The sequence below is a fragment of the Oceanobacillus sp. FSL W7-1293 genome (assembly GCF_037969815.1).
In the GTDB taxonomy this organism is placed as follows: Bacteria; Bacillota; Bacilli; order Bacillales; family Amphibacillaceae; genus Oceanobacillus; species Oceanobacillus oncorhynchi.
In genome coordinates, this window is record NZ_CP150212.1 from 4744429 (window position 1) to 4771281 (window position 26853).

Genomic DNA, 26853 nt, shown 5'->3' on the forward strand with positions numbered 1-26853 from the left:
TATTTTTCATACTTTTTTTAATAGCATTAGAAAAGCTTTAAAATGACTATTAAATAAGAGATCAGTTCTTTAAGTTTTTTCATACTATATCTTTGTTTTGCAACAAAATTTGAACTTCCAAACAAATACTCTTGTTTGGAAGTTGTATTTTCATCAGTTATTTTATTTCTAATATCAGAAATTTCTTTTAAATAATTTTTATCATATGTTAATTTAACATCACATATTCTCTCTGCTTCATTAACTATTGATTGAGCAGAACCTTTATTAATTTTTTCTATCTCTTTTTTAATTACTTCCGCTAAGATAGAAATAGGAGAGTATAAATTATTATAAACCAATTCTGTAAAATTATTTAATTGCTGATTCTTACGGATCTTTTCAGGGAATGATGCTAATATATGCCTTATAGCTTCACATATTGAACTTTCAAATAGTGCAAACGCATAAATATAATATGCCTTATAGTTTACTTGATCTAAATTGGCCTGAATACTTTTTATTTCATTTAAATTTACTTTAATATTATGAATTAGTTCTTCACATACAAAAATTCTCATCAATACATCTCCTATTTTAATACCAAAATGAACCTAATTTTCTAAGAAGACAAAAATTATAAAGCTTTTTGTTGAATAAGCTTAGCTTGAATGTAATCCGCAATTAATTGGAAACAATTATAAACCAAAGCAACCACGCCTAAATGAACTTTCGCAGGCTTCTCAGTATGATAATGAACATTGTTTAGCTGATAAAACTCTTTCAGATAAATATTGACACGTTCTACTACTGTCCGTTGTTTAAAATATTTTTCTATACTTTTGACCTTCGTGCCGATAAAGTATACCTTCTTAAATCGATGATACCTTAGCTTTATACACTTTTTTACAGATACCCTCGTTCGCAGATAGACAATCACTGCATTCTTTAGGGTCTAATATATTTTAATGTTTCATATTTCGAACCAAGGCTATCATATTGATAAGAATGTTCTAGTAAACCGGTTGGGGAAAAATGTTTATCGTCTCCGATAACTTAACCTTCATTTCGCTTATTACAGGCAATGATAGACTGTTCCCCCCATGCGGTGAATCTGTGCTCGAAATCGTAACCAGCATCCAATGTTTGGAAAAAATCAGAAGTAAGAGGAAGCCTTTGATCCTTTCCTTCAATAGTGGATTTGTAGTCAACTAACATTATATAAGATTGGGGGAATTATTTCGTTTTCCGTGTCTTGAATTTGTTGGGGCACAATGATTAAAAATTATGAAAGGAGTTACAATATTATGACCGATGTGATGACCAAAGAGCAAAGAAGAAAAAATATGAAAGCAATTAAATCTGTTTCAAAATTAGAATCCATTGTTTCAAAAGAGTTGTGGCAAAAAGGATTTCGCTTTAGAAAGAATTCTAAAGATTTATTTGGCTCACCAGATATTTCAATAAAGAAATATAAAGTAGTAATCTTTATTGACTCATGTTTTTGGCATCAATGTCCTTTACACGGCAACATTCCAAAAAGTAACACAGAATTTTGGGAGAAAAAACTTCGACGAAACAAAGAACGAGATAAAGAAGTAAACGAGCATTATGAAAAGAGAGAATGGCACGTAAAAAGAGTTTGGGAACATGAAATAAAAAATGACTTAGAAAAAGTTATACGAGATTTAGTAACATTCATAAATTATGCGCAGAAGAATTCTTAATTCAAAATAAAATTGTCAAATAAAGTTTTTAAAACTATATTTGACAATTTTATTTCAATCCAAATAATTTTCCATAACTTCTTTTATATTTAAATAATGCTCAAAGATTTCTATTGATCCTTCAGGGGTTGTATAAAACTCTTTAGCTAATTCAAAATGTATTCTTGATCGGTTTTCCCCGCTCGTGGGTAATAATAAGGCACTATATGTTCTTTTTGCTTTTTTCTTAAGAAGTGCATGATAAGCTACTTGTTTATAATTTAATTCATTAATATGGGAATAGTATTTTGCATCAAAAATGTATTGGATATTATTAGTATACAAATAATGATCGGGTTCCAATCTATGATTTGGATGCGCCTCATCAACTCTGAATTTTTTCTTGGTAAAATGATTTGTTTGGTTTTCATATCTTTTATATTCAAATTGCAATCCACTTTCTCCAAGATCATTAAAATAATCATTTAAATATTTTTCAACCATTGATTCCCAAACCAGCTCAAAGTTATAATGCACAATCTTGATATTGCCGCCTTGCGGAAGATTCGAGTAAAAATCAATTAAATCTTTTACTAATCGTTTATTCTTGTCACTAAACATATCAGAATATATTTTTTTTAGGTTATCAATTACATGTTTACGATTACCCAAAAAATCAAAGTTACTAAATTGCCCTTTCAAAATAGTTCCTTTTACGAAATATGGATATGTTCTAAGGGTATAGTTAATAGCAAAGGCCATACATTCACTAAGATATACCTGTCTATTTTTTGTTTCTTGCACAAAAAATGGAATATAAATCAAGTTACCATTACTTATAACATTATTTGAGTGTCTAATTGTATCTTTCCAGGAAATTTTCCCATTATATCCGGGTTTTATTACCTTTTCATCTTCTTTATAAAGCCCATACATCTGGTAGTAATTATAAATTGAGTAGAAAGCCTTAAAAGGAAAACTTGATTCAAATTCTTTAATAGATCCTATATATTTATTTACATTTTTTGATTGCTCTTTTAATAAAATTTGAAAAAGTAATTTTACATCAGAATAATCCAATAAATCTCCTTTTCCAGCATAATGTTTAGGTAACACTACTAACATCTCTTTATTTTTAATAATAAATCCTACAAAATTGATTACTTCAGCATTTAGCTTATAAGAAAAACGTAAATTCCTGGAAAAGCCCCTTAAATTAAACTTTTCTATTATTTTAGGGTCAATTACTTCTCCATCTATTTGAAAAACAAGATTATCTATTCTCTTCATTTTAATCTTCCTTAGGAACAACATCTTGAACAGATTTTGATAAATCATCCGATTCATCATCAATATCCCTTTTACTATACAAATTTAATGAACTTAAGAACTTTGAATGAAAAATCTCTTCATCATTCTCATACTTTTCATATAAATCAGAGAAGTTTAAAATATTTTCAAAAAGCTTCTCTTCCGTAAAAGAAGCTTGTTCAATATCATCCCATAAGTATTGAAGAAGTTTGTTTTGAACTTTTGAATTATTTTCTTTCTTATTCTCATTAAATTTAATAAAAAACTGCCCTATTTGTTTATCTTCACCCAACTGCATTACGCTTGTAATATGCTCATTTAATCGTTGATAGAAGTCCCACCATCTAATTTCTTTTTGACCGCCTATTGAAATAACCGGATTATTCAATTCGATCCCATCTTCTGATTTTACAGGTTTTGTTGAAATGTATTTCCAATCAAAACGACGTTTAAATGCTGTATCCATAGCAAATACATTCTGATCATTTGTATTAACAGTACCGTAAATAAACAAATTATTAGGCAAATAGATTTTCTTATTGCCATCATCACTATCAGCTTCTTCTTGGCTAAGATTGTAAACTTCTTTAGCTATTAAAGAATTAGAAATTGAATACTCCGACTCACCTTTTTTCCTGTCCAATAACTGAAACAAATCTCCAAATACTGCAGCAACATTAGCACGAGATAACTCTTCCAGTACAAGAAAAACAGGCTGATCAGTTCCTTCCATCTCTATAGCTCTAGAGAGTGCTCTTGTAAAAACTCCAGGCGTAAAAACATATTTTATTGAATCTCCTTGTACCTTTGGCATAACTTGCCCAACAAAATCACTATATGTGTACTCTGGATGTAAAGTGGTACGAAAAATAAAACGTGATTCTAAATTAGATTCATTTTCAAAACTTGGATAGTATTTTTTTATTTCTTTTGTTACACCGTAAGATTTTCCTGTACCTGGCGCGCCATAATAAATTATATTACTTCCTATTATACTGCTTTTTTCATTGTTTCCATCACTCTCAGGAGTAATAGCATTTAAGTCTACTATTGTGGACTGGCTTCTGTTTGGTGCAAATTCTGTTGTGTCACTTAATTCAAATTCTGCAGCGTCTTCTGACTTAATTATATATGCTTCATAATTAACCTTTTTCTTTTCTTTTAAAATCAGTAACACATCATTCTCATAAAATAGTTTACGAAATCGGCGGAATATATCATCTGATGTTGAAGTATTACCAAGCTCTATTTGCGGAGAAGCTCCCGGACGACTTAATTTAACAGAACCCTTCGCCTCTTCAAAACCGTCCAAGTTAAAATTAAAGTCCATATTTCCATCATTAGCGTAATCAATATTTTTTTTATTTAAGCTTACCGGTACTTGCAATACATAAAAAGATTTCATTGATTGGTCATTCAATTCCGTATCTGTATAATGATATATGTCCACGTAAGGAAAGAAATCTTGACTAGCTTTACCGCTTAAAGCTATATGAGACTGCTTTGTTTTTGAAAAGTTTCGGTTTTCATGCAATAAATTACTGGATGCAAGCGGCTTTACCAGCAGAGCATCATATTCATTATTTAATTCGATATCTGAAGTATCTTTCAGCGCCGCTTTAATCTTTTGTAATTCTTGTTCAAACATTTTTTCCTCCCTCTATATAATTACTTCTATATCTAAATAATTATATTCCTGTTATGCCTGCTTAAAACTAAGAAGAGCCCTAAATCACAAAGCTCTTTATTTTGTCTCAGTTTGTAGATATTTTATTATTTCTTCTCCTAATGCTCGTGCCATAAGAGGAGGTACACTATTACCAATTTGCTGGTAGGTTTTAGTATAAACTCCAAGAAAAAAATAGTCATCCGGATAAGATTGAATACGTGCCGCTTCTCTTGGAGTCAATCCTCGAGCCTGATACGGGTGAATATACATATTACAGTCGAATTTCATATGTGCTGTAATCGTTTTACATGGTATATTTGGAATCAATTTATAGTATTTATCTTTAAACATATGACTGCGGCTTTTATACGGCATAATATCTGCAATCCTTGGGCTGTCTGACTTATCACCCGGTAACATTCTACTGTATATCTCTATGTCTCTATCATTATTATATCTTGCCTTATGATTAAAAGTTAAATTCATTTTTTTATCCATATTAATTTTTGACACGTATTCATTTTCAAATTTTGTATTCACACTTGATATTTTATTTCCTGAGATTTCGTCACCCAGTTCAGTAGAGTTTTTTGCTCTTGAAGCTTCTAAAGGTTTTAAAGAATTAATTGCATCCATTATATTTAACTTTTCTTTATAACTCCTTTTCAGTAATTGAAATATTTTATTTGCACATATATTATGCTTTCTTTTAACGTCTTCCCGTACTCCTATATAAATTAGCCGTTCACGGTTTTGTGGAATACCAAGGTACTTAGCATTTAAAATTTCATAATCAATCTCATAACCAATCTGTAAGTTAGTATTAAAATCTTCAACGACTTGATCCGCTACATTCTTCATCCCTTTAACATTTTCCATTATAAAAAATTTAGGGTTTAATCTTTTTACACATTCAACATAGTACTTATACAGTATATTTCTCGGATCATCAATAATTCGTTGGCGATTAGCGCTAGAGAACCCTTGGCACGGCGGTCCGCCAGCTATAAGGTCCACTGATTCATTTATATAATCATTTACATTATAAGCAATATCTTCTATCCCGCCCATAGTAATTCGCTTACCATCAATTTCAGGGTGGTTAAAAGAGTATGTCCTTAGAGCTGATTTTTCTATATCATTAGCAAATATGACCCGAAACCCAATCTGGGTCAACCCTAAACTCAATCCGCCGGCTCCACAAAATAAATCCACTAACGTTGGTTTATTTTGATCTTCCTGTTCAATTATCTTTACACGATAAGCTTTGTTATACTTAGCAATTTCATCATATTCTAACAGATTATCGTTAATAACAATACTAATTGAATCCTGGAGTTTCTCAAACATTTCCTTGCTTAATTGCTTTTTTATCTCTAAGAAACCCTCTTCAGAATCTATAATACCAAATTCTATCATACAGTTTATAATTTGAGGTTCATTACAAGTGATACGGTTCTCTTCTTTTGTTAATAAAGAAACTGTTGTAATAAAATTATCGATCATTTCTTTATATTCTTTATTTGACAAAAGGTTTCTGTCAAACACATTATTTGAAAATCTTTTAAAAGTTGCTGTTTCCTGGTTCATAATAATCTCCTAAAAAATCTTTTATACTTTTAGCAATACTCTCAGAAACATTCACTGAGACAGCATTGCCAAATTGTCTATACAACTGAGTATCAGAAACCACAAAACTCCAATTGTCCGGAAATCCTTGGAGTTTACGGCATTCATTTGGAGTTAATCTTCGTATAGATGATATCGGCCGTTCTATAGAATCTTTGAATTTAATACGGTTCTTATAGTCTTCATAATAATTGTCTTGATTAGCACGGTGCATTTTATGCATTGTTGCAGTTAAGGGTTTAGCAATTGATAAATTAATTTCAGACTTAGAATAATAACCTTTTGTACCATGAGACATTATTGTTGGCAATATTTTCTCAGAAAGAAAATACTTTTTATCAACTTCTTCATCTAATAAGTCAAAAACGTTTTTATTTAATTCGCAGGGTTGAGGAAAATCAAATTTATTTGCTTTATCTCCAAATTCGTCTTTTAAAAACCCAATTATAAAAACCCGACGGCGTGTTTGGGGAACCCCAAAATCTGCAGTATTTAAAACCTTATAGTGAACTTTATAATTTAATTTTTCCTCAAGAATATTTAACATTCTCTTTATGGTTTTTCCATTATCATGGGTTTGCAGGTTTCGAACGTTCTCCAGAACAATAATTTTAGGACGATGTTTAGCCAAAATACGTTCAATTGTAAAAAATAATGTGCCTCGTTCATCTACAAACCCTTGTTTGTTCCCCATCATACTAAATGGTTGACAAGGAAATCCGGCTATCAAAACATTATGGTTAGGAATTTCTTCTAAATAATCATTAATATCACCATAGATTATATCATTACTAATATTAGCCTGATATGATTTCACAGCATCTTTATCATTATCATTAGCCCATATAATTTCAAAACCATGTTTTATAAAACCTAAATCCAATCCGCCTACTCCCGAAAAAAGACTTACAGTATTTAAATTATCCATAATTAATTTTCTCTCCATTATATTATAAAATCTTACTACGTAAGAATAAAAATTATACATTTATATTAAATTTACCACTACAAATGTATGTTCGCAAGTTATATATAATGGTGACTTTTCACAAGTAGATCAGTCTTTTAATCTTTTTATACATATTAAACGAAATTTATATCATTTTGGTACACTCTTTTATTCGTTTTTATGAATAATTTAAAACTAAATTTAACAAAGTTCTATTTCTTCATTCTTAATATTAGCCAAATCAATCTCAACGGTAATTTTTTTAACTAAGTCCAGTTCAAGAAAATTATTCATTGCCTTTTCGACAGTTAATGGTGTTACATCTTTAAGGTCATATTTTTTACAGTTCAATAAAATAAATTTTTGCCTGCGGATAGCTGAATTCTTTGAAAGATTTATCGTATCCAACCTATTCTCTATTTCTTTTTCCGGGTACCCGTTCATTTTCAGTTCTTTCACAATATCATCTATAGCTATACCAATCTCATTATGAGAAGTTTCAAATCTTAAAACATATATCTCATGAGTTAAGCCTGCATACAGCTGATATTGATTAGAAATAGTAATTGAATTATCAAATTTATTAAGAGATGCTTTTACTTCAATCTCTTTATTTTGCGTACTTATATCGTAGGTACTTCCTTTGTAACCAACCCATTTTAGGTTACTCACAATATTTGATTTTTGTAGATAATTTAAAACTAACAATTCTGCCAACACACTGTAAAAGGTTTTTCTACAATTGTATTACCTAACGGTCTCTCCAATCGTTCCTTATTTAAAAGTTTACGTTTATTTAAGTCTACAAAGTCAGAAGCAACCATTATAAACTGATTAAGATAGTCTTGTGAACGTGTAGTAAGATTTAATAAATTCATTTCCTTTTTATAAGAAAACTGGAATTATTAATAGCTTCTAAATTAAAATATGGTCCTGCATGAAGATTGGATAAATTGTATTGGTCTCTTAACAATTTGACATAATTCACAAACAAGCCTCCTGTATGTTTTTTTTCATTGCTTCAGCAATTGCTTTTGCCAATAAAGGAGGAACAGCATTTCCTATTTGTCTAAAAGCTGACCCCATACTGCAGTTAAACAAAAAATCATCGGGAAAGCTTTGTAATCTGGCAGCTTCTCTTACAGATATTCCCCGGGGCTCTATTGGATGTAGGTGACTATATGTATCAGTACTTAAATGAGCCACTAATGTATGTGACGGTTTATTCAAAGATAATTTTTTCCACTTTCCAATAAATTTTTCAGTCGAATAAGGCGGAACAATTTTTTCTTTTAGCAAATGGTACTCATCTGTATTTTCTTTAGTAATCCCTAACTTTCTCATTTCTTTTGTTAAAATTGATATTGCTATATTATGAGCATCAAGATAGTTATCACCTTCTAGCATCTTAGCGAAAATAGGAAAGTCCCGTTTTGTATTTCTAAACATATTGCCAGTCACTTTATCTACTTTATTGTCTATTCTCATCAATCTCTGAAACTCATTTTGAGGGGAAGTTTTATACTCTTTCAGCATCATAGGCTTATAATTTTTATATTTTTGCTTGTAATCCAAAAATAGATCTGGCAAGTCTGTTAAAGCGTCGCTCACATTTACCCATTTAGGGAGTCCGCTTTCCGGAATGAGCGGTTTTTTAAAATATTTAGAGCTACTTAGTCTAGACCTTAACTGACGATCACGCAGATTTTTTTTTACACACTCATCATTAATCGGTCTGTGGGTTGGTACAGGTATATTTTTAATATGTCCAATATCTTTTTTTATGGCCATGACAAATAAACGTTTTCTTGTTTGCGGTACACCAAAATCAGCTGAATTCAATATGGTCCATATCGCATCATATCCTTTTTCAATAAGTATTTCACATACTTTGTCAGGAATATTAACACCATCATAATTCACAGCTTCAGGGACATTTTCCATTATTATTATGTTTGCATCCGCATATAAAGCATAATCAAGAAAATTCTCATACAGTTTTCCCCTTACATCGTTCTCTTGCCACCGGTCCTCACCTAAAGACCTAAGTTTTGCTCTTCCAATCTTAGAGTATGCTTGACAGGGAGGTCCTCCGACTACCATTAACCCCTTGCTTTTATCCACGCCTTTATAAAAATTATTTGCATTTAGTAAAGTTATATCGTCGTTTATATGACTTTCTCTATTCCCTTTCCTCCAGTGCAAATTAAAAGAAGCAACTTCAGCAGCATCTCTATCCAATTCTAATCCTTTGCTTATTTGAAAACCAGCCATTTGGAAGCCAAGAGCCAATCCCCCACATCCTGAAAATAAATCAATTACTTCAGGAAGTTTTATTTCACTTGAAATATTTGAATAAATCTGCTGCATACTGGTCTATTCCTCCATGATATAGTTCTGGCTCAATTACTTTACACTTAATTGTATTTAATTTCATTACTCTCCTTATCAAGTCCCTACCTTCTGATCTTTGACGGAATTGATCATGGTAATACATTATTTTCCTATATAATTCTATCCTATATCCATTTCTCCCGATACGTTCTACCATCTGCACTAAAGTATCAGTGTTATTTTGTTTAAGTATTTTATATGTCTTTTCTTTGCTCCCCTGCCACGAAATATGAATGTACCACCACAACGTCCAGAAATATACCCTGCGTGGTGTTTTTACAAACCTACTTTCATTTAACCCCCATCTTGCATAAACAATATGCGGTACTTCAATCAATTGAAGTGCGTACCACATTTGCATATTTGAAGCCTGTCTAATTCTAACATTGTATTTTTCTATTAATAATTCATATAAATCAAGGGCAAGGAGCAAATCAAACTTATAATAATTGTTTTTTATACTTCCTATTTCCTCAAGTATCTTCTCATAAATCACAGTAAGATCCTCAGCAATTTCAGATTTATCTGACTGTGTCTTATAATGAATTAATTTGTTTCCATCTAAATTCTCAAATAATCGTTTTGCATTAATTTTAGTTATATTTTTTAGAGGAGCAACCATAATTATAACCTACTTTCAAATGATTCTCTGATACTCTCTGATAGATTAGTAATATTAGAAGAGTCCCATTCGTATGTTTCAAAATAATACTGAATCACGCTTGCTATTGTTCCAACATCACTTTCTCTATTTAAAATTGCATCTAAAGTATCCAATTCAAACTTTAAAACATAAACCAGCTGTTCAAATGAACTACTGATTATTTCAATCAACAACCTGTTAAAGTTCACTTTGTTTCCTATACTAAGCTCTTTATATCTTTTATGAGCCTTATTAATATATAAACAAAAATGATCAACATTAAATAAATCCAGAAAAGGATCTTCAATATAAATATCAGTCTTCCAAAGTGGCCCTTGTCTATCCTCAAATTCCTGCATTGGAAAATCTGCTCCATTTCCATCGAGATGAACCAGAAAATTCTCTAGTTTACCTAAAATTGCTCCCTCTTCATTTATTTGAACTAAATTTGTTCGATTAACTGCTGCATCCAGATAAATAACAATATTAAATTCTATAGTTCCTCGAAGTGAAGAAGGTTCAAAATTAAGATTGATATCAAATTGCTGCTGTACAGCATTTTTTTTAAAGCGTCCTATTTTTTTTACGTCAGTATAGCTGGAATCTCGACTTTTCCAAACAATTGCCACTCCTAATATGTTTTGTTCATCTGTTAATCCTTCTACTCCAAACAAAAAATCCGGATTATTCAAGACAAAAGTGTAGTTTAGCATAAAATTATGGTACTCAGGATTCCATTGCGGGTCACCATTAAATAAGAATTCTTGTCTATTTATTTCATCATTAAATTCTTCTTGACTATTTTCTAAATATATCTTTTCTGACTCAGAATAATAATAAAATTCTTTTTCTCCAAAAGAATATCCTATTTGTTTAAAGAGATCATCATCTAACCATTTAACAAGCATACCACTCATAGACTAGCTCACCTTGTTTCCTTTAAATTCAATAGCAGGTATGAAATTTCTGTCCCTGTATCTTATTTTTATTTCACCTGTTATTTCGCCAGTAATAGCTGCTTTGTTTATTCGATATCCGTATACGGTCCGAAACTTCTCTGAAAATAAATTTTCTCCTCCAAAGTTTCCATTAATGTTAATATCAATCATTTCAAAAGGAAATACAGTCTCAAATTCATTCTCCCATACTTGGTAGCCAACTGATCCTTCTTCAGATTCTATAGTAAGAGAAAAATCTATTTTATAGATTGTTTCTTTGTCAGTATTCGGAATCAATTTAAACATCGCTATTAAATCATTGCCATCTTGAATTAGTTGTGTTACCTTAAATGTCAATTTTGCGGAAGTTTTAGATATTCGAGAGTTGCTATTTCCCCTTGAGTCTTTTCTTTGAGGTGCTTTTCCCGGTACCATTGGCGGCAAAATTCTGCTTCCTATAACTCTTCCTATTGTTGAATTAGCAATTGAACCTTTAAATGTCTGACTATTTATTTCTTTCTTCAAATATGAGTTCACTTGATTTTTTATTCTTTTTATAATATTTAATTGAGTACTTGCCAAAGTAATATCCATCCATTCACTATGATCAGCTCGTTCACATTTTCTTAAATAGTCTTCTATTGTTTCTACCCCCAACTCGTTTCTCGCATCTTCCAAAGCAACATTACTATTAGGAATAAAGATAGCAATTAACCTTTCATTTGAATTGGGGAGTTCTATATTCTTTGTCCACTCTCCAAAGTCTTCATATCTTATTACCATCCCCGGATTCCTTAAAAAAGTAAATAATAGATTCTTAGACTCTATATTTTGTTCTTCTGTTTCATTATCATTGTAAAAACCCAACAGTTCTCTAAAAGGTTTAGAAAATTGTTTGTCAATGAAATGTTTAGAGATTATAGTATACGCAAGATTACCTGCCCTCAGTCTTTTGTTTCTAGGCTTAATATCAATTCTTCTAATGTTTATATCCAGTTTAGTAAGCTGTCCCTTCGTTTTGTCATCTTTAAGTGCAAAACTTTTTCGACCAGCGTTGTATAAATCCTGCAATACTTTATATATGTTCTCAAATGACTCAATTTCAATTCCTTTAGAATTTATAAACAGCTGAATTGGATTTTCAACATTAGAATAATGGTTATCGAGCTTAGCGAAATACCAACGTTTAAACGCGTTCTCCAGATAATATTCGATACTAAACTCTCCATCATCAAAGATTAGGTTTGTTTTACCTTCTAAATTTTTCATAAGTTTCTCTTTATCAATAAAAGGTATAATAACCCTTGTTCCTGTTTCTTCACCATGGAATGGTTCTAATTCAAATATATTTAAAAAGTTTTTAATGTAATTAGCATCAGTTACGGGTTTTGTTTTATTTTCATGATATTTTTCTCCCCAAAAAGCTATACCTCTGCCTTTAGCTAACAAAAAGTTTTTATTTTTTTTTTGGTCTTCCACCATATTTGCTACCAATCGTTCTTCATATCGTCCTTCAGCAATTTTTATTCGTGTATAATAGATAACCAAGCCTACACCTATTCGAAAGTATACAGTTTTTCCCAACCCCCAGGATCCACCTGCTCCTTGTTTTTCTTGATTAGCTCCTAATAAATAAACCAGTTTGGTCAAGTTCCCCAACTTGTCTGTATCTATATTTTCAAAAATTAATTCTCCAGTAAGCCCTTCCGTTTTCATATCAGTCAAAGATAAATATTTGTAATCATCACCATTAAAAACATCCGAAAAGATAGAATTAAATCCATTAATTTCTTCCAAAAAGCTTCTTTTGCTAAATGTTCCAGTATCAATCAGCAACTTTATACCATCTTCCTTGCTTAAAGCAGCGTCTAAACTATTTTGAGTAAATTCACGGACAAGCAAATCTAAAGGATGTATTTCATCATTTTGTAAAGACCTCAAGATAGAGTGTCCATCTTGAGCCATCCTGTCATTTTGTAAGATTTCTATCTCCATTCTAATCTTCTTCTCCTTCTAAATCTTCATCAAAATTCTGCGGCGTAATAGATAGTTTTTTTCCTCTCGGTTTATTGCCCCCAGATCCTGGAATAATAATAGAAAGGGCCGTTATATCTTCTGAGAAATTAAGTGCTTGTCTATTATTACTGGTTGTTTCAGGTTCATAATTTTTATTTAGCCTATATACTATCAATAATGGCTTGTTCTTGTTTTTTGAAACCTTTCTTATTTCTTCCATGGATAGGTTACTGAATTCTGGTTTAGTATCAAAATCAGCTATAAAATCATTGGGGTTTCTTAATACTCCAATTGATATAATTTCTTTACCATCTTCTGTCTTAATAGTATCCCCTTTCACAGAACGGTTTGCTTTTAATAAATACTTACCGTCAACTGTCCAGGTTTTGTCGCTGCTTTCATTTTTTTGTGTGCCTGCTGCAGCTACATTCCAAGATTTAAGACCTATTTCTTTACACCACTTTTCTATTGCTGCAATATTGTTAAACGCAGCAGTCCTTGAATTAAATTGAAATTCTCTTAAATACTTAAATATATTATCTATAGAGATGTTCTCCCAAAAAACACTATTATTTGCATAATTATCTTGGGACGACCCTAGGTCGACAAAGAAAGATTCAGTCAATTCTTGATTACTTCTCAACATTTCCCGATCATTCGTAAAATTAATATCCTGCGGTTTATACCCAGTAAAATCAATTTCGATTTCTTGCGCCGCTTGAGCTCTGTTCCTTCCCGTGATCGACATAAAATTATAATCAGGAGAATTTGTAACCTCCATTCCGTATTCTTTTGGTGTTTTATTCAAACTATTGTAATTGTCAATAACTTTTCTTAATTCTTCATCTACTTCGACTAAGAACCTGAATCTTTCTAAACTATCACTAGACATCCATATTCTTGGTATCAGCTCGTATCCAATTCTATAACCGAACCATCTTCCCATTTGCATTAAGGTATCTGCAATTTTAGTTGTCCGTATAAAATAAGTTGAGATTAACCCTTCTAAGGTCAACCCCCGTGATAAAGTAGCCCCTCCGATAACTATAAATCCAGGAGCTTTATCCATTTCCTGCAGCTGCCTTTGATTGGGATATGAAAGACGTAAGCTTTCATTATCTATCACTTGATTGTTTTTACTGTTATCCACGCATAAATGAATACCTTTAGAAAACTCTTTATCTTCGTCAAAAAGTTTGATGCTGTCTAAAGCATTCTCGTAAATATATTCCAACTCTTCTTCTAAATCTTTAAAGTTTATGTTAGGTACATCAATTTTTATACCGATTTCATACTCCGGAAGTATCTCGAAAAAATTAGCTTTAGATACCTTATGTTTTTCCTTCTGAAATACAGATTCACATTTTTTTATAAAATGTTCTTTCGAAACGTTATTGAACCATCCTTCTATAAGCCTTTTAATTTCAGCATGATCTGACGTCTTCTGAGAAGTATGAATCAACATAGAAACTGGTTTTTTTAAGCTATTTCTCCTTATCATTGATAAACCTAACATAAACCATAATAAAGAACTTTCTAAAGAAGCAGGCAAAGAGACCAAATCATTTATTTCTTTAATTTGTTCTATTTCGTCACGTTCTATAAGATTAAGTACGTCTAAACTCTTATACTCCTCAGTATTTACAGGATTACCATATATATGTTTCGGACCAATATAAATTGCAGCAGGTTTTAAACTGTGAATAAAATGATGTGGAAATAAACTTTTATTCTCATTTTCGTTTAAAATATTTGCATATGGCGTAGCTGTATATGCTATATAATTCATAGCTTTAAAACTTTTACCTTCATGTTCAAAATTAACAATATCTATTAACTTTTTGTTTATAGCTGACCTGTCATATTCTTCATTTGATGAAAAGTCCATTGATTTAGTATTAATTCCAGCCTGGTCAGATTCATCATCAATAATTAATACACTCATCTTTTTTAATTTTTCTTTATCTTTTTTAAGCCATTTTATAAGACCTTCTAAATGATTTTTATTTTTCAGAAGTACTGTAAAATACTTGTTTTGTCTGAGATGGTCATTTAATTTTAATGTTGCCAGTTCATGACTTCTATTTATATTATAAATATTGGAAACCCTTTCCCACGGAGACCCATCCACATTTTTATTACTATTTAAATCACTAAGAAGCCTTTCTTCAGTCTGTGCTTTCAAGTTAGTTATCATTCCACTTATGATAATAAAAAAATTAAAACCATGATCACTTGCTGCGGCCATAAGTCCTGCCATGCTTGCTGTTTTACCAGATTGGACGTTACCTACTACTAGTCCTTTTCTTATATCTTCATAGGAATTCCTCTTCGTATTAAGTCTTTTCAAAATCCAATCTGTCGATTTTTCCAAATTCAAAACAGATTTTTCCGACCATCCTTTATCTTTTTTTAAGTGCAACCTATATTTATACCAATTAGAACCTTTGTTTCTTTGTATTGTTAAGTCATTTATTGATAAGTCATCATTTGTAATTCCATTGATTTCTTTAGACTCCCATGCCGCAGCTCTTTGTTCATTTTGTAATTTATAATCTTCGTAAACGTCAAGATATTCATCTGCAGTTGTACCCTCTTCAAGTGTTCCTATATCAACAAGCAAATCCAGACGATTTTGTAATTCTTCTTTTGTGGTGGTATTTAAATATTTAATATTGCTCCAATCAACTTTCCCTTTAGCAACTTCTTTATTAAAAAGCATTTCTAATTGAGCTATGATTCTCGTTTTTTTTAATTCTGCTATTTCCATTAAATACACCTCTTATTTGAATTTGTTATTTTAATCTCGTAAACTTAGCTATACTTTTAAACCCTTGATCCTCAACATTGATTCTTCCCTAAGAAACAAATTTATGTATAATATAAGATTTTTAAAATAATATTGCATTAATTTTTAAAATATATAATTCAATTGTACTAAAAATATATTTTCTATTCAAAACAAATTGGAAAAAAGATAGAATAAATTTAAAGAATAATTCCTATAGTCTATAATTGATAATAATGGAAAATATTTATTGCACGAAGGTATTCATATAACTGATAATCTTACCGAAGATCATGAAGGAATAACATAAAGGCTATACAGTCATAGTCGAAATTAGAAAATATTGTTAAAAAAGAACTTTATGGAAAGAGAATACCTGGGATGAAGCAAGTTTATTTTTCAAAACAAGAAGTTATCGGTTACGTATGGCAACATTCACGATATCATGGAAATTTACTTAGTTATTGTGAAGATATGAAATAAAGTTGTAATGAACGAACTTAAAAATCAAGAGTTCATTACTCAAATAGAATATAGCTTTCTTAATGATCGTAACAATAGTATTAGAAAACTTCGAAATCTCTTAGCACACGCCAACCTATCAAAGTACAATTTAATCTTTATTGAAGAAAATAAAGAAATTCTATATCCATTAACAGAGAATGAAACCTGTATAAAGTTTTATGAGATGATTTCCAAAATTTAATTTAATTTTAAGGTTAGTAAGTAATAATTTTACAAATCCTTTTGAAATTAATCTTGATGCTAAAATTAGAAACATTGATATTAATATCCAGGAGTTAACACCGGAAGAATTGCTAAAGTTTAAGGGGCTTGATGCATCTGAAATTCCTTATTGGGAAGAACTTAGTGAAACTGATAAATATAGACACGCGGAAAACGCAAGTGATGTTAATATGATTACAGAAATATTCAAAAACCTTTTCGATATAAAAGAAAGCTAGTAACTTACAACACTAAAAGACAAACTAAAAGACAACCAAAATATCTTGAATATTGTGGGTGATCTGACTGCTTATAGTATTTTTGAATCACTGATTATGGAGCTGAAAATCGTAAATAATATAACATCTATTTAAATAATTAGAACAAACTTCAAAAAAACTTGTCAGTAACTTCTTGCATCTCTGCATTAGCACGCGTCACAAATTCATTCATATTTGCGATAGAGTTAATACCTTCTTTAGGCATGGAACTATGTGCCGATTTCCCACGTGAAACAATGGTATAGTTCATGGAGCCTTTATGCGTGTAAATCAATGCTGGGCCGGTTGGTTCGCTAATAATCAACCCATCCAGATCATCTGCATAACCTTCCTTCGTTAATTGTTCCGCTCCCAATTCACCGACTTCTTCGCCAACCGTTGCCATGAATTTCAATGTACCGTTGATATCTGTGTTTTCTTCTTTGATTTCGATCATAGCGATTGCTAAAGCCGCCAAACCAGATTTCATATCCGTTGAACCCCGTCCGTATAATTTATCCCCATCGATTTCAGCTGAAAACGGCGGGTATTTCCATTCACTTTCATCACCAGCCGCTACCACATCTTCATGGCCGCTAATCCCTAATACTTTACCATCACCTTTTTTGTAAGTGGCTACCAGGCTTTCGCGTCCTTCACTATATTTTACTTTCTCAGATTCTATCCCATGTTTTTGGAATAGTTCTGCGAAATAATCCGCTACTTCAGATTCATTGTCGTTTACCGATTTTATTTTTATGATATCTTGTAGCACTTTAATACGTTCTTCTTTATTCAATGTATGATTCCCCTTTCGTTGATATATACTGGCTCAAATCCAAAACGGAAAGCAATAAATTGATAAGGTTGTCGACTATAACATACAATACCCTCCTAACAAGAAAAGTATTCGAATACAGGTTCAAATCAAAACACCAAAACAAACAAAAAGCTGCCGATCCCCTCGACAGCTTTTTCTTTATTTCCAGTAACCCTCTTACAACTATAAAATTTCATCAAACAATTCTTTTTTAACTTCCTCAATCGCCATATCTTCCCCAGTAAATAGTTTATATGCCAAAGCGCCTTGCCATAGAACCATTCCAAGACCATTAATTGCTGTAGCTCCAGCCTCTTCCGCTTGTGCTAACAATTTTGTTTTTTGCGGGTTATAGACCACATCCGTTACAACTAAATCCTCACGCAGTACATCTGTAAGGTCATCCAGAATACTCATTTCATCCAGTGGTTTCATCCCTAAGCTTGTAGCATTTGCCAGAACAGCACTTTCGGCTATTTCTTTACGGAAAGTTTCTTTATCCTCTAAAGGAAAAATGTTTGCTTTAACTCCGAAATGAGCCATCTCGTTGTTGATATAGGATACATTTTCTTCTGCTTGCGGGAAGAACTTGTCGTCTCTGGCAAAGATACTAATTTCTTTGATACCGGATTGTACTAATTGAATAGCTATTGGTGTTGCAACACCTCCGGAACCGACCAGGGTGACTTTTTGACCTTCCAATTTCACACCATGTTCTTCCAGGTTTTTCACATATCCTAACCCATCTGTATTATACCCAATCAGTTTGCCGTCTCTGTTTACGACGGTATTGCTGGCATGTGCATATTTCGCACTGTCATCCACTTCATCTAGATACTGGATGACCTCCATTTTATTTGGCATGGATACATTGAATCCTGCTGCTTCTATTGCTTTCATGCCTTCTACTGCTGTTTTAAGGTTTTCTGTACCAACTTCAAAACCTAAGTATGCATAATTCAAACCGCCAATGGTGTATCCCAAATTATGCATTTCAGGCGAAATGCTGTGCCCGATTGGGGTAGCCAGCAATCCTACAAGTTTTGTTTTACCGTTAATTTTTGCAAGGTTTTTATCATTATTCATCATGTTTCTATCTCCTTTAAATTTAATTTAATTCCCTTAATTGAGTACTTTCTTACCTCGATAAAGTACAAATACAGCAAGTAAAATACTTAATACCGCGATGACCATGTCAAATACTAATGTCATGGAAATACCAATTCCTCCAACCAAAGAGCTTGTGATGATTGGGACGAGTATGAAAGCGACGCTTCCTGCTATATTTACGTAAGATGTGGTTGTTCCTTTGTTCTCTACAAAGAAGTCTGTCATCACACTGATTGCCAATTGGAAAATACCAGAAGTTGATAGTCCAAGGATAAATGTAGATATGATAACAACCGGATAAGAATGAACAAAGAAAAGCATTAGCATGGATACAAAAGCAACTGCCGGATAGATGATCATGATCGTTATCGGCTTAATAAATTTGTCCAATACGACAGCTAACAGGAGAACAGATACCAATGCACCTATACTGAAATAACTTAACAGCTGTACAGCGACATTTTCACTTAAGTCCATGAAACCTGTACCCAGCTCCGGAAGCCATGTCTGCCAAACGACAAACAAGGCCGTAGACGTAAACCCGATAAGGATGATTGCCAGTCCTTCTCCCCAAAACTTTGGTTTCTCTTTAAAACGATTATCTTGGACTTCGCTTGCTTTTTCATTCTTTTCATTTGTATTGAATGCCGGGAATGGCATAAAAATTAAATACATACCACTTATTAAGAATAAGGCTGCTAATAAGTAGAATGACCAGCCCCATGAAAGGTCATGAGACGCTAGAAACGCCAGGATAACTGGTAATAGGGTTGCGCCAATGGATACCATTGCTTTAACCAGGACCGTTGCTGAACTTGATTGCTTTGGAAATGATTCGATTAGAGCCGGATAAGTTCCTGAGTCTAATAAGGAATTCGCAATCCCTGCGGTTATTGCTAAGGCGAAAGCCACTGGGTAGCTTGACAGCAATGGTATTCCGATTAAGAATAGCAGGTATAAAAAGCTCCCGGTAATAATAATCGGCTTTCGCCCTAACTTATCGGAGAGCCGGCCGGCAAAGAATAAGGCAACCAGCTTCCCAATACCAATGGCAGATACCAGCAAACTGATACGTTCGACTGGCTGATTATAGCTTTCTGATAAGTTACCCATGTTGGAAGCGATGATAATATTGATCATTCCTAACATGAAGTAATTCAAGTACATTCCAAACGACGTTTTAATGTATGGATTTTTCATTTTTTCTCACCTCTAAAATTTTTGCAGATATTTAAATTTATTATTTATATCTCTTTGGTAACTTTTCGAGAACAGCTTGATCTTTCTGGATAGATAGACTGCTAAAGCTGTACTCACAATGGTTATGACTAATTCTAGATAGAATACCGAGGATATCCCGATATGCTTTGTCAGCAATCCCGTGATATAAGGGATAACCATGAAGGCAACACTCGCAGCAGCACTAACATAGGAAACACTGACTCCTTTGTTATTTGGAAACATTTGAATCATCACCGTCATTGCCAACTGGTAAATCCCGGAGGTAGATAACCCCAGAAAGAACGCAATGAACGGTACGAGTGAGGAGTCATGAGCAAACAGCAGCGCAAAAACAAAGATGGCAGCAACACTCGGTGCGAACATCATTGCTGTGATCGGCTTGATGATTCTTTTCAATAACCAGGCAAGCAGTAAAACAGAAATAAGCCCGCCAACACTGTAAAAGCTGAGCAACCTTACTGCATTATTTTCATTCAACTGAATCATTTCTTGGCCAAACGTAGGCAGCCAGGTCTGAATGACAATGGTCATGGAAACGGAAAAAAATCCAATCAATACGATAGCTGTGCCTTCCTTCCAGCTATGCGGATTGGAAGCTTGCTTTTCGACGTTCTCCTTGGCCATCTCTTCCTTACGCTTCTCCCCATTAACAGCCGGAAACCGGACGGGGATGAAGTAAAATCCCAGGCCAATAAATACTATCGCCGGCAGGAAGAATGCATATCCGAAAAACATGTCTTGGGATATCAAAAATGCGATGAATACAGGAAGAAGTGCAGCTCCTATGGACATAAATGCTTTGATCAAAACCGTTGCTGTGCCCGCTGCCTCTTTAAACCCTTCATTAAGCGCTGGATAGGAAGCAGCGTCTAGTAATGAGTTACTTATACCTGCAAACAAAGCGAAAAACATAGCCAATGCGAAATGAGTGGTTGTCGGCACCCCTATAAGGAATACAGCATAAAGTATGGCAGCCGATATGAGTAATGGCTTTCTTCCGTAGCGATCCGACAGCTTACCTGCAATATTGATACTAAGCAAGTGGCCAATCCCGACAACAGAGATCAGCAAGCTGATGTCTGTCCGGAAAACATCCAAACGTTCCGATAAAAAGCTCATATTTGATGCCAATACGATATTGACCATTCCCAAAAGCAAATAACTTAGATAAATCCCTACTCCCATATTTAAGTATGGATGTTTCATGACGTTTCTCCTTTGCAATGTGCTCTCTTATAGAAAGTTCCTCTCACCCTCCTATATAGTTGGTACGATAATTTTTAAACTCGTTAGTATATCGATATACTAATAAGTAAAATAAAATAAACCTAATATAATAATAAATTTAGGTGTTTTTTGGTATAACGATATACTGAAACAACGAAATCCACTATACTCCTGCAATTTTTTTGTGTCAACATTGTGACGTCTTTCACTTGCTTCACTTCAAATACTCTCTATTTTCCTTCTCAAAAAGAGAGAGGACCTTCCTATACGAACAGGAAAGTCCTCTCTTTATTTATCGATTATTTAGATGTTTCTCTGATAACGAGCTGCGGCTTAAGTATCACGCGATGCATTTCCTCACTCTCACGTTTTACTTTACTATGTAGAAGCTTTGCCGCTTGATTGCCAATAGATTTAGGATAGGAAGAAACTGTCGTTAATGGCGGATGATATATTTCTGCTTCAGGAATATTATCAAATCCTACAATATCGATGTCACGTCCAATCACGATCCCTTTTTGAGTTAACACCTTCATCACGCCAAAAGCGATTAAATCACTAAAACAAAAAATAGCAGTAGGAATCTCCGGTAAATCCAGCATCTTTAAAGCTGCTTCTTCGCCACCTTTATCGGTTGGTTCACTGTCAATGACAAGTGATTCATCAAGCGTCAGGTTAGCATTTTCATGCGCCATCCGGTAGCCTTCCATTCTTTCTGTCCATGTGGAAGAATTTTTTACCCCGCCTAAAAAAGCTATTTTTTCATGTCCTTTGCTGATTAAATGGCTTATTGCTTTATACGTTCCTTCTGGATAATCAATACCTACATAATCTGCATGCACATTGGTTAATTCCCGATTAGCAAGCACCAAAGGTATTTTCAAATTATTTAACTGTTTTGCTGTTTTACCAACACTTCTCGAGGCAGGGTTAAGAATCAGCCCATCTACTCTGTGCTCTACCATCGTCGATATTAATTTTTGTTGTTTTTCAACGGAATCAAAGGTTGTACCAAGCAATACCGTATAACCGAAGCCCTCCAGCGTATTTTGTACACCTATCAAAAATTCTGAAATAAATTTATTTGCGATATCCGTAACGATGACCCCAATGATATTGGAATTCTGAGATCGCATATTGGCAGCTACTCTGTCATAAACGTATCCCAATTCTTCCATAGATGCTAATACTTTATTTCGGGTAGCTTCTGATATTCTCGGGTTATTTCTAACGACTAAAGAAGCGGTCGTCGTCGATACGCCAGCATGATCTGCAACCTCTTGTAACGTAACACGCACATTCTTTTTAGGTTTTTTCAACGTTCATCACCTCTTCCATCTAATCAACGAATAAACGCGGCCTTTACTTTCAAAAAAGTCCTCTTTCATAAACGAGTTTAAACACATATGTAAGGTTCGATTTATTATTTTTTCTGGAAAGTTTATATATCTAATATAACATTTTTTTATTCAAATGGCGTTTCGTCATTTAAAATAACCTATTTTGCGAGGTATATCGGATCTGTTACCTGGCTCTGGTTTTCCCTTTTTGTACAGAGATTAGAAATGCTCAAACTAAAATATAAAAATTAGACGAGAGACCAAAAATCCCTCGTCTATTTAGCTGACGCAGCCAATATATTATGTGATTTAATTTGTTTTCCTGCCGATTAATATTTCTAAATCCACGGTTATTTCAGCTATTTCTCTTTCTGTAAATGCTTTTATTCGTTCCTCCTTGGCTGACCACGTTAAAGGAGACATTTGCATCAACGATTGAATGGACGGCTGATTCAGTTTCCTGGTATAATGCACCCTGAAACTATCCATGATGCGGAAGTTTTCGTTAAAACGGTCAACCGTCTCTGAATTAGAGTAATCCTGCTTTACGGTTTTATCAAATAAAACCTCTCTTATTTCTTTTAGATAGCCGCTTCGTGGAACAACTTTAATCACTAACCCATTCGCTCTCAATAGTCTATTAAATTCTGCATAATTGGAGGGTGATAAGATATTAAGAAGCACATCAAACTGTTTATCCTTAAACGGCATATTGGCAAGATCTGCTACCGTCCAAATCTGATTAGTGTAGTTCTTCGAAGCTGCTAATACACCTTCTTTAGAAATATCAATCCCTACTGCTGTTACGGTTTTCCCAAAGGCCGAACTCACTTTATCGCATACATTAGCTAGATGGGAGCCTTCACCGCATCCTGTATCAAGTATGAATAATGGTTCTTTCTCTTTATCAGCTTGCCTTCCTATCATTTCCGCAATTGCTTGAATAAGCGGTTCAAAGAACTTATCCTCTGCAATAAGCTTCCTTCGTGCCTCAAAAAGCTCTTTGCTGTACTTCGTTTTCATTGGGTGTGTCGTTAAGTTAATATATCCTTGTTTCGTGAAATCAAACGTATGATTGTTGGAGCAAATGAAACTTTTTAATTCAAATACTTTCATAGATGCTTCACAAATAGGACATTTGAAAATGGATTCAAATTTGCTTACATATGTTGCGCTTTTTACTTTTTTTGTCATTTTAGACAAAGCAGACACCTCATTCATTCGTTTTATAGATAAATGAAAAAGGCATAGACAAATAAACCCTCGTTTTATTTTAAAAAAAATGAACTGGGTTTGCATGCAGTCTATACCTTTTACTATCGATAACGAATGAATTGAATAATCATGGAAAGGCTCTCCTCTGAATAAAAACTGGCAATCATGCCATTAATAGTTTATCAAGTTTTTATAACAAGAGCAAACAAGCCTTGCTTCGTTCAACGGCTTGACCTTCCTTTGTAAGGATTTATTCCCCTGCCATTCCCGGGAGCATCAGATCGAGGAGCAGCATATCCCATTCCTTGTTTTCGATATACAATTTACTTACATTCTCATGCACGCTTTAGATTAAGTCACTATAATTAGATTATAACCCTAGCTGCAGAGAAATATCATTGGTTTTTTGCTCTTTGCAGAACGCCTATGCAATGACTCCCTATCCTTCAGCCAAAATTCCTGACTGTTCGTATTGACAACACACCAACAAATCGTTAGAATCTATTTAACAATTAAAAGATTCGAGTGATTCCTATGTTAAAGCATCCATCCCAACAATTAAATCGTTTCTTTTTTAGCTATTTTAGATAGCGTCTATATGCCATCACGGATATAGACGACCTATATCTAAGATGGCTGATTAGCATGTAAACATGTTTAACCAGTCACAGGAGAAATCGAAGTGGCTGGTTTTTTATATTTTGTAGACCATTTACGTTTCTCCTATTCCAGCGGCAGAAGCATAAATGGTCTTTTTTTATCATCAATAGAGGAGTGAATAGATTGTTAATTGGTTATCAAGGCGTGGAAGGAAGCTACAGTACGATTGCATGCCAAAAGTTTAGTGAAGGAAATAATTATCAGACGAAGGGGTATCTTACTTTTCCATTATTAGTGGATGCATTGCTCTATGAGGAGGTTGACTATATTGCGCTGCCAGTAGAAAACGCAACAAGCGGTCCAATTACTAGAACGATTGATTTATTGAAGTATGTAGATGTCACCGCTACGGATGAAATCTATGTAAAAATTGATCATGCACTTATTACAAAGCATCCCATAGAGCTGTCGGAAATCACAAAAGTGTATTCACATCCGGAAGCACTCAAACAATGCGATACCTATTTAAGTCAGTACCCGCATATCGAGGTCCTCGACTATATGGATACAGCTGGTGCAGTGGAAATGATGAAACATGCAGCGGATCATACCATCGCCAGCATCGCAGGCAGCCATGCTGCAGCATTGTACGGCATGAACGTGATTCAAGAAAATATTAATGACAATCCATTCAATACGACGCGTTTCTTATTTTTTAAAAAGAAAAAGGAGCTAGTGAATCAAATACAGGATAAAACATCAATGTATGTCGAAGCCAATCACAGCACCGGCTCACTAAGCGATATGTTACACATTTTTAAAAAGCATGCGATTCATGTACTCTACTTGATGCCCCGTCCCGTTCAATCTGAACCGTTCGCATATGGATTCTTTATCGATATCGATAACGGTGCTGATCATAAGGCACTCCATATGGCATTAAAGGAGTTAGAAGATAGCTGCACCTATATAAATATTTTAGGCAATTACCGTAAAGGTAAAATCCCAGCATACAAAGGAGCCTTACAGCATGAAAAACTTGTTAACCGCTAAAAAACACTTATTCACCCGAATTGCGATTGGGTTCGGGCTCGGAATCCTATTCGGTATCCTTTTACCCGAATTCTCTATTCAAGCAAAATTTGTCGGCGATATTTACTTAAATTTAATCCAGATGATGATTATTCCCATTATTTTTGTAGCAGTCTCCACTGGGATTATTAATATTGGCAGCTCCAGTGATCTCGGCCGAATTGGCTTTAAAAGTATTGTTGTCTTTGTTGGCATGTTTATCACCACCGCAGCCATCAGCTTAGTCATTTCCTACCTGATTCGTCCTGGTCAGCGAATTAATATAGATGCCGGCGGAGGATATGATGGGGAAATTACCGAACCAAGTGTGGCAGATTTCTTTATGAATATCGTACCAAGCAATCTATTCCAGGCGATTTCGGAAGGTGATATTTTCGCAACCATTTTATTCACCGTTATTTTCTCGGTAGCCATTGTTATCGTTGGGAAAGAGGCGGATCCAGTCAAAACGTTTATCAACAGCTTGTCCAAAGTCATCTTTAAAATTCTTGATTTCATCATGGAACTCACACCGATTGGAATTATTTTTCTGATGGCCTACGCAATTGCTGAATATGGTGCCGGCATTTTCTCTGCACTTGGATTATATATTTTCACAGCATATTTCGCATGTATTATCGTATTTATCCTGGTGATGTTGATTCCGGTCTGGTTATATAGTAAATTCAATCCGATTGATTTTATTAAGGGCATTTATAAAGTGTGGCTGGTATCGCTATCCACCACAAGCTCTGCTGTAACGATGCCGACAACCATGCGGGTAACCAGAAATGATTTTAAAGTTTCTGAATCCATTACGAACTTTGTTGTACCATTGGGGACGACCATTAATATGGCCGGCGGAGCAGTCTCGTTTAGCCTTCTTGCTGTCTTTGTATCTGACTTTTACGATATCCCGCTCGGTGTCGGCCAAATTATTTATCTCGTCATGATTGCAACAATTTTAAATATGGCGGCGCCCGGTATCCCAGGCGGTGGAATTGTGCTCGGGGCATCCTTCCTGACGCTTCTTAATCTGCCGATTGAATTGATGGGCCCTATCGCAGCTATCTATCGATTACTGGATATGGCTTATACGACCATGAACATTACCGGCGATGCCGCCGCAGCAGTCCTGATTGATAAATCGGAGGAGAAACGGAATGTAAAATTAAAAGCTCGGAAATCGTAACATATGTAGAGAGCCGGGACTTAATCAG

General features: G+C 33.7%; 20 protein-coding genes. 3 read left to right on the forward strand and 17 right to left on the reverse strand.

Annotated features, from left to right (window positions below):
- Positions 1–26: 26 nt before the first annotated feature.
- A complete protein-coding gene (locus tag MKY65_RS22695; RefSeq protein ID WP_339181047.1) occupies positions 27–560 on the reverse strand; it encodes a hypothetical protein in 534 nt (177 codons plus the stop codon).
- Between the two features lie 726 nt (positions 561–1286).
- Between MKY65_RS22695 and MKY65_RS22700 the strand changes: the two genes are divergently transcribed.
- Complete coding sequence (locus tag MKY65_RS22700; RefSeq protein WP_339181049.1) at positions 1287–1706, forward strand: very short patch repair endonuclease; 420 nt, start codon at positions 1287–1289, stop codon at positions 1704–1706.
- Positions 1707–1760: 54 nt separating this feature from the next.
- On the opposite strand, the gene MKY65_RS22705 is transcribed toward MKY65_RS22700, so the two are convergent.
- The 16 genes from MKY65_RS22705 to MKY65_RS22780 form a co-directional block, all read right to left on the reverse strand.
- On the reverse strand, positions 1761–2975 hold the full coding sequence (locus MKY65_RS22705; RefSeq protein ID WP_339181051.1) for a hypothetical protein: 1215 nt from the start codon (positions 2973–2975) through the stop codon (positions 1761–1763).
- A gap of 1 nt (position 2976) precedes the next feature.
- Positions 2977–4644 carry an AAA family ATPase gene (locus MKY65_RS22710; protein ID WP_339181052.1) on the reverse strand — a complete coding sequence of 556 codons (1668 nt, stop codon included), beginning with the start codon at positions 4642–4644 and terminating at the stop codon, positions 2977–2979.
- 96 nt (positions 4645–4740) lie between these two features.
- Complete coding sequence (locus tag MKY65_RS22715; protein ID WP_339181054.1) at positions 4741–6255, reverse strand: DNA cytosine methyltransferase; 1515 nt, start codon at positions 6253–6255, stop codon at positions 4741–4743.
- On the reverse strand, positions 6230–7222 hold the full coding sequence (locus tag MKY65_RS22720) for a DNA cytosine methyltransferase (RefSeq protein WP_339181056.1): 993 nt from the start codon (positions 7220–7222) through the stop codon (positions 6230–6232). Before MKY65_RS22720 ends, MKY65_RS22715 begins: the two co-directional genes overlap by 26 nt.
- 222 nt (positions 7223–7444) lie before the next feature.
- Positions 7445–7963: a PD-(D/E)XK motif protein gene (locus MKY65_RS22725; RefSeq protein ID WP_339181059.1), complete on the reverse strand. Its 519-nt coding sequence runs from the start codon at positions 7961–7963 to the stop codon at positions 7445–7447.
- A gap of 264 nt (positions 7964–8227) precedes the next feature.
- Positions 8228–9613 (reverse strand): DNA cytosine methyltransferase, encoded by a 1386-nt coding sequence (locus MKY65_RS22730; RefSeq protein ID WP_339181061.1) that lies wholly within the window; start codon positions 9611–9613, stop codon positions 8228–8230.
- Positions 9582–10259: a hypothetical protein gene (locus tag MKY65_RS22735; protein ID WP_339181064.1), complete on the reverse strand. Its 678-nt coding sequence runs from the start codon at positions 10257–10259 to the stop codon at positions 9582–9584. Before MKY65_RS22735 ends, MKY65_RS22730 begins: the two co-directional genes overlap by 32 nt.
- A 2-nt stretch (positions 10260–10261) precedes the next feature.
- Positions 10262–11197, reverse strand: coding sequence for a hypothetical protein (locus MKY65_RS22740; protein WP_339181066.1), 936 nt, complete (start codon positions 11195–11197; stop codon positions 10262–10264).
- A 3-nt stretch (positions 11198–11200) separates the two neighbouring features.
- Positions 11201–13213 carry a hypothetical protein gene (locus MKY65_RS22745; protein WP_339181069.1) on the reverse strand — a complete coding sequence of 671 codons (2013 nt, stop codon included), beginning with the start codon at positions 13211–13213 and terminating at the stop codon, positions 11201–11203.
- A 1-nt stretch (position 13214) separates the two neighbouring features.
- Complete coding sequence (locus tag MKY65_RS22750; protein WP_339181070.1) at positions 13215–16004, reverse strand: Z1 domain-containing protein; 2790 nt, start codon at positions 16002–16004, stop codon at positions 13215–13217.
- Positions 16005–17138: 1134 nt separating this feature from the next.
- Positions 17139–17807 (reverse strand): ArgE/DapE family deacylase, encoded by a 669-nt coding sequence (locus MKY65_RS22755; protein WP_339181073.1) that lies wholly within the window; start codon positions 17805–17807, stop codon positions 17139–17141.
- 204 nt (positions 17808–18011) lie between these two features.
- Positions 18012–18917 (reverse strand): quinate/shikimate dehydrogenase, encoded by a 906-nt coding sequence (locus tag MKY65_RS22760; RefSeq protein WP_339181076.1) that lies wholly within the window; start codon positions 18915–18917, stop codon positions 18012–18014.
- 33 nt (positions 18918–18950) lie between these two features.
- Positions 18951–20138 carry an MFS transporter gene (locus MKY65_RS22765; RefSeq protein WP_339181077.1) on the reverse strand — a complete coding sequence of 396 codons (1188 nt, stop codon included), beginning with the start codon at positions 20136–20138 and terminating at the stop codon, positions 18951–18953.
- A 12-nt stretch (positions 20139–20150) separates the two neighbouring features.
- Positions 20151–21386, reverse strand: coding sequence for an MFS transporter (locus MKY65_RS22770; protein ID WP_339181078.1), 1236 nt, complete (start codon positions 21384–21386; stop codon positions 20151–20153).
- A gap of 320 nt (positions 21387–21706) precedes the next feature.
- Positions 21707–22726 carry a LacI family DNA-binding transcriptional regulator gene (locus tag MKY65_RS22775; protein ID WP_339181079.1) on the reverse strand — a complete coding sequence of 340 codons (1020 nt, stop codon included), beginning with the start codon at positions 22724–22726 and terminating at the stop codon, positions 21707–21709.
- A gap of 330 nt (positions 22727–23056) precedes the next feature.
- Positions 23057–23941: a putative RNA methyltransferase gene (locus MKY65_RS22780; protein WP_339185354.1), complete on the reverse strand. Its 885-nt coding sequence runs from the start codon at positions 23939–23941 to the stop codon at positions 23057–23059.
- A gap of 804 nt (positions 23942–24745) precedes the next feature.
- On the opposite strand from MKY65_RS22780, the gene MKY65_RS22785 reads away from it, so the two are divergent.
- Together MKY65_RS22785 and MKY65_RS22790 are read left to right on the forward strand one after the other, a co-directional pair.
- Positions 24746–25615, forward strand: a complete 870-nt coding sequence (locus tag MKY65_RS22785) for a prephenate dehydratase domain-containing protein (protein WP_339181081.1) — start codon at positions 24746–24748, stop codon at positions 25613–25615.
- Positions 25593–26825, forward strand: a complete 1233-nt coding sequence (locus tag MKY65_RS22790) for a dicarboxylate/amino acid:cation symporter (RefSeq protein WP_339181084.1) — start codon at positions 25593–25595, stop codon at positions 26823–26825. Before MKY65_RS22785 ends, MKY65_RS22790 begins: the two co-directional genes overlap by 23 nt.
- Positions 26826–26853: the final 28 nt, after the last annotated feature.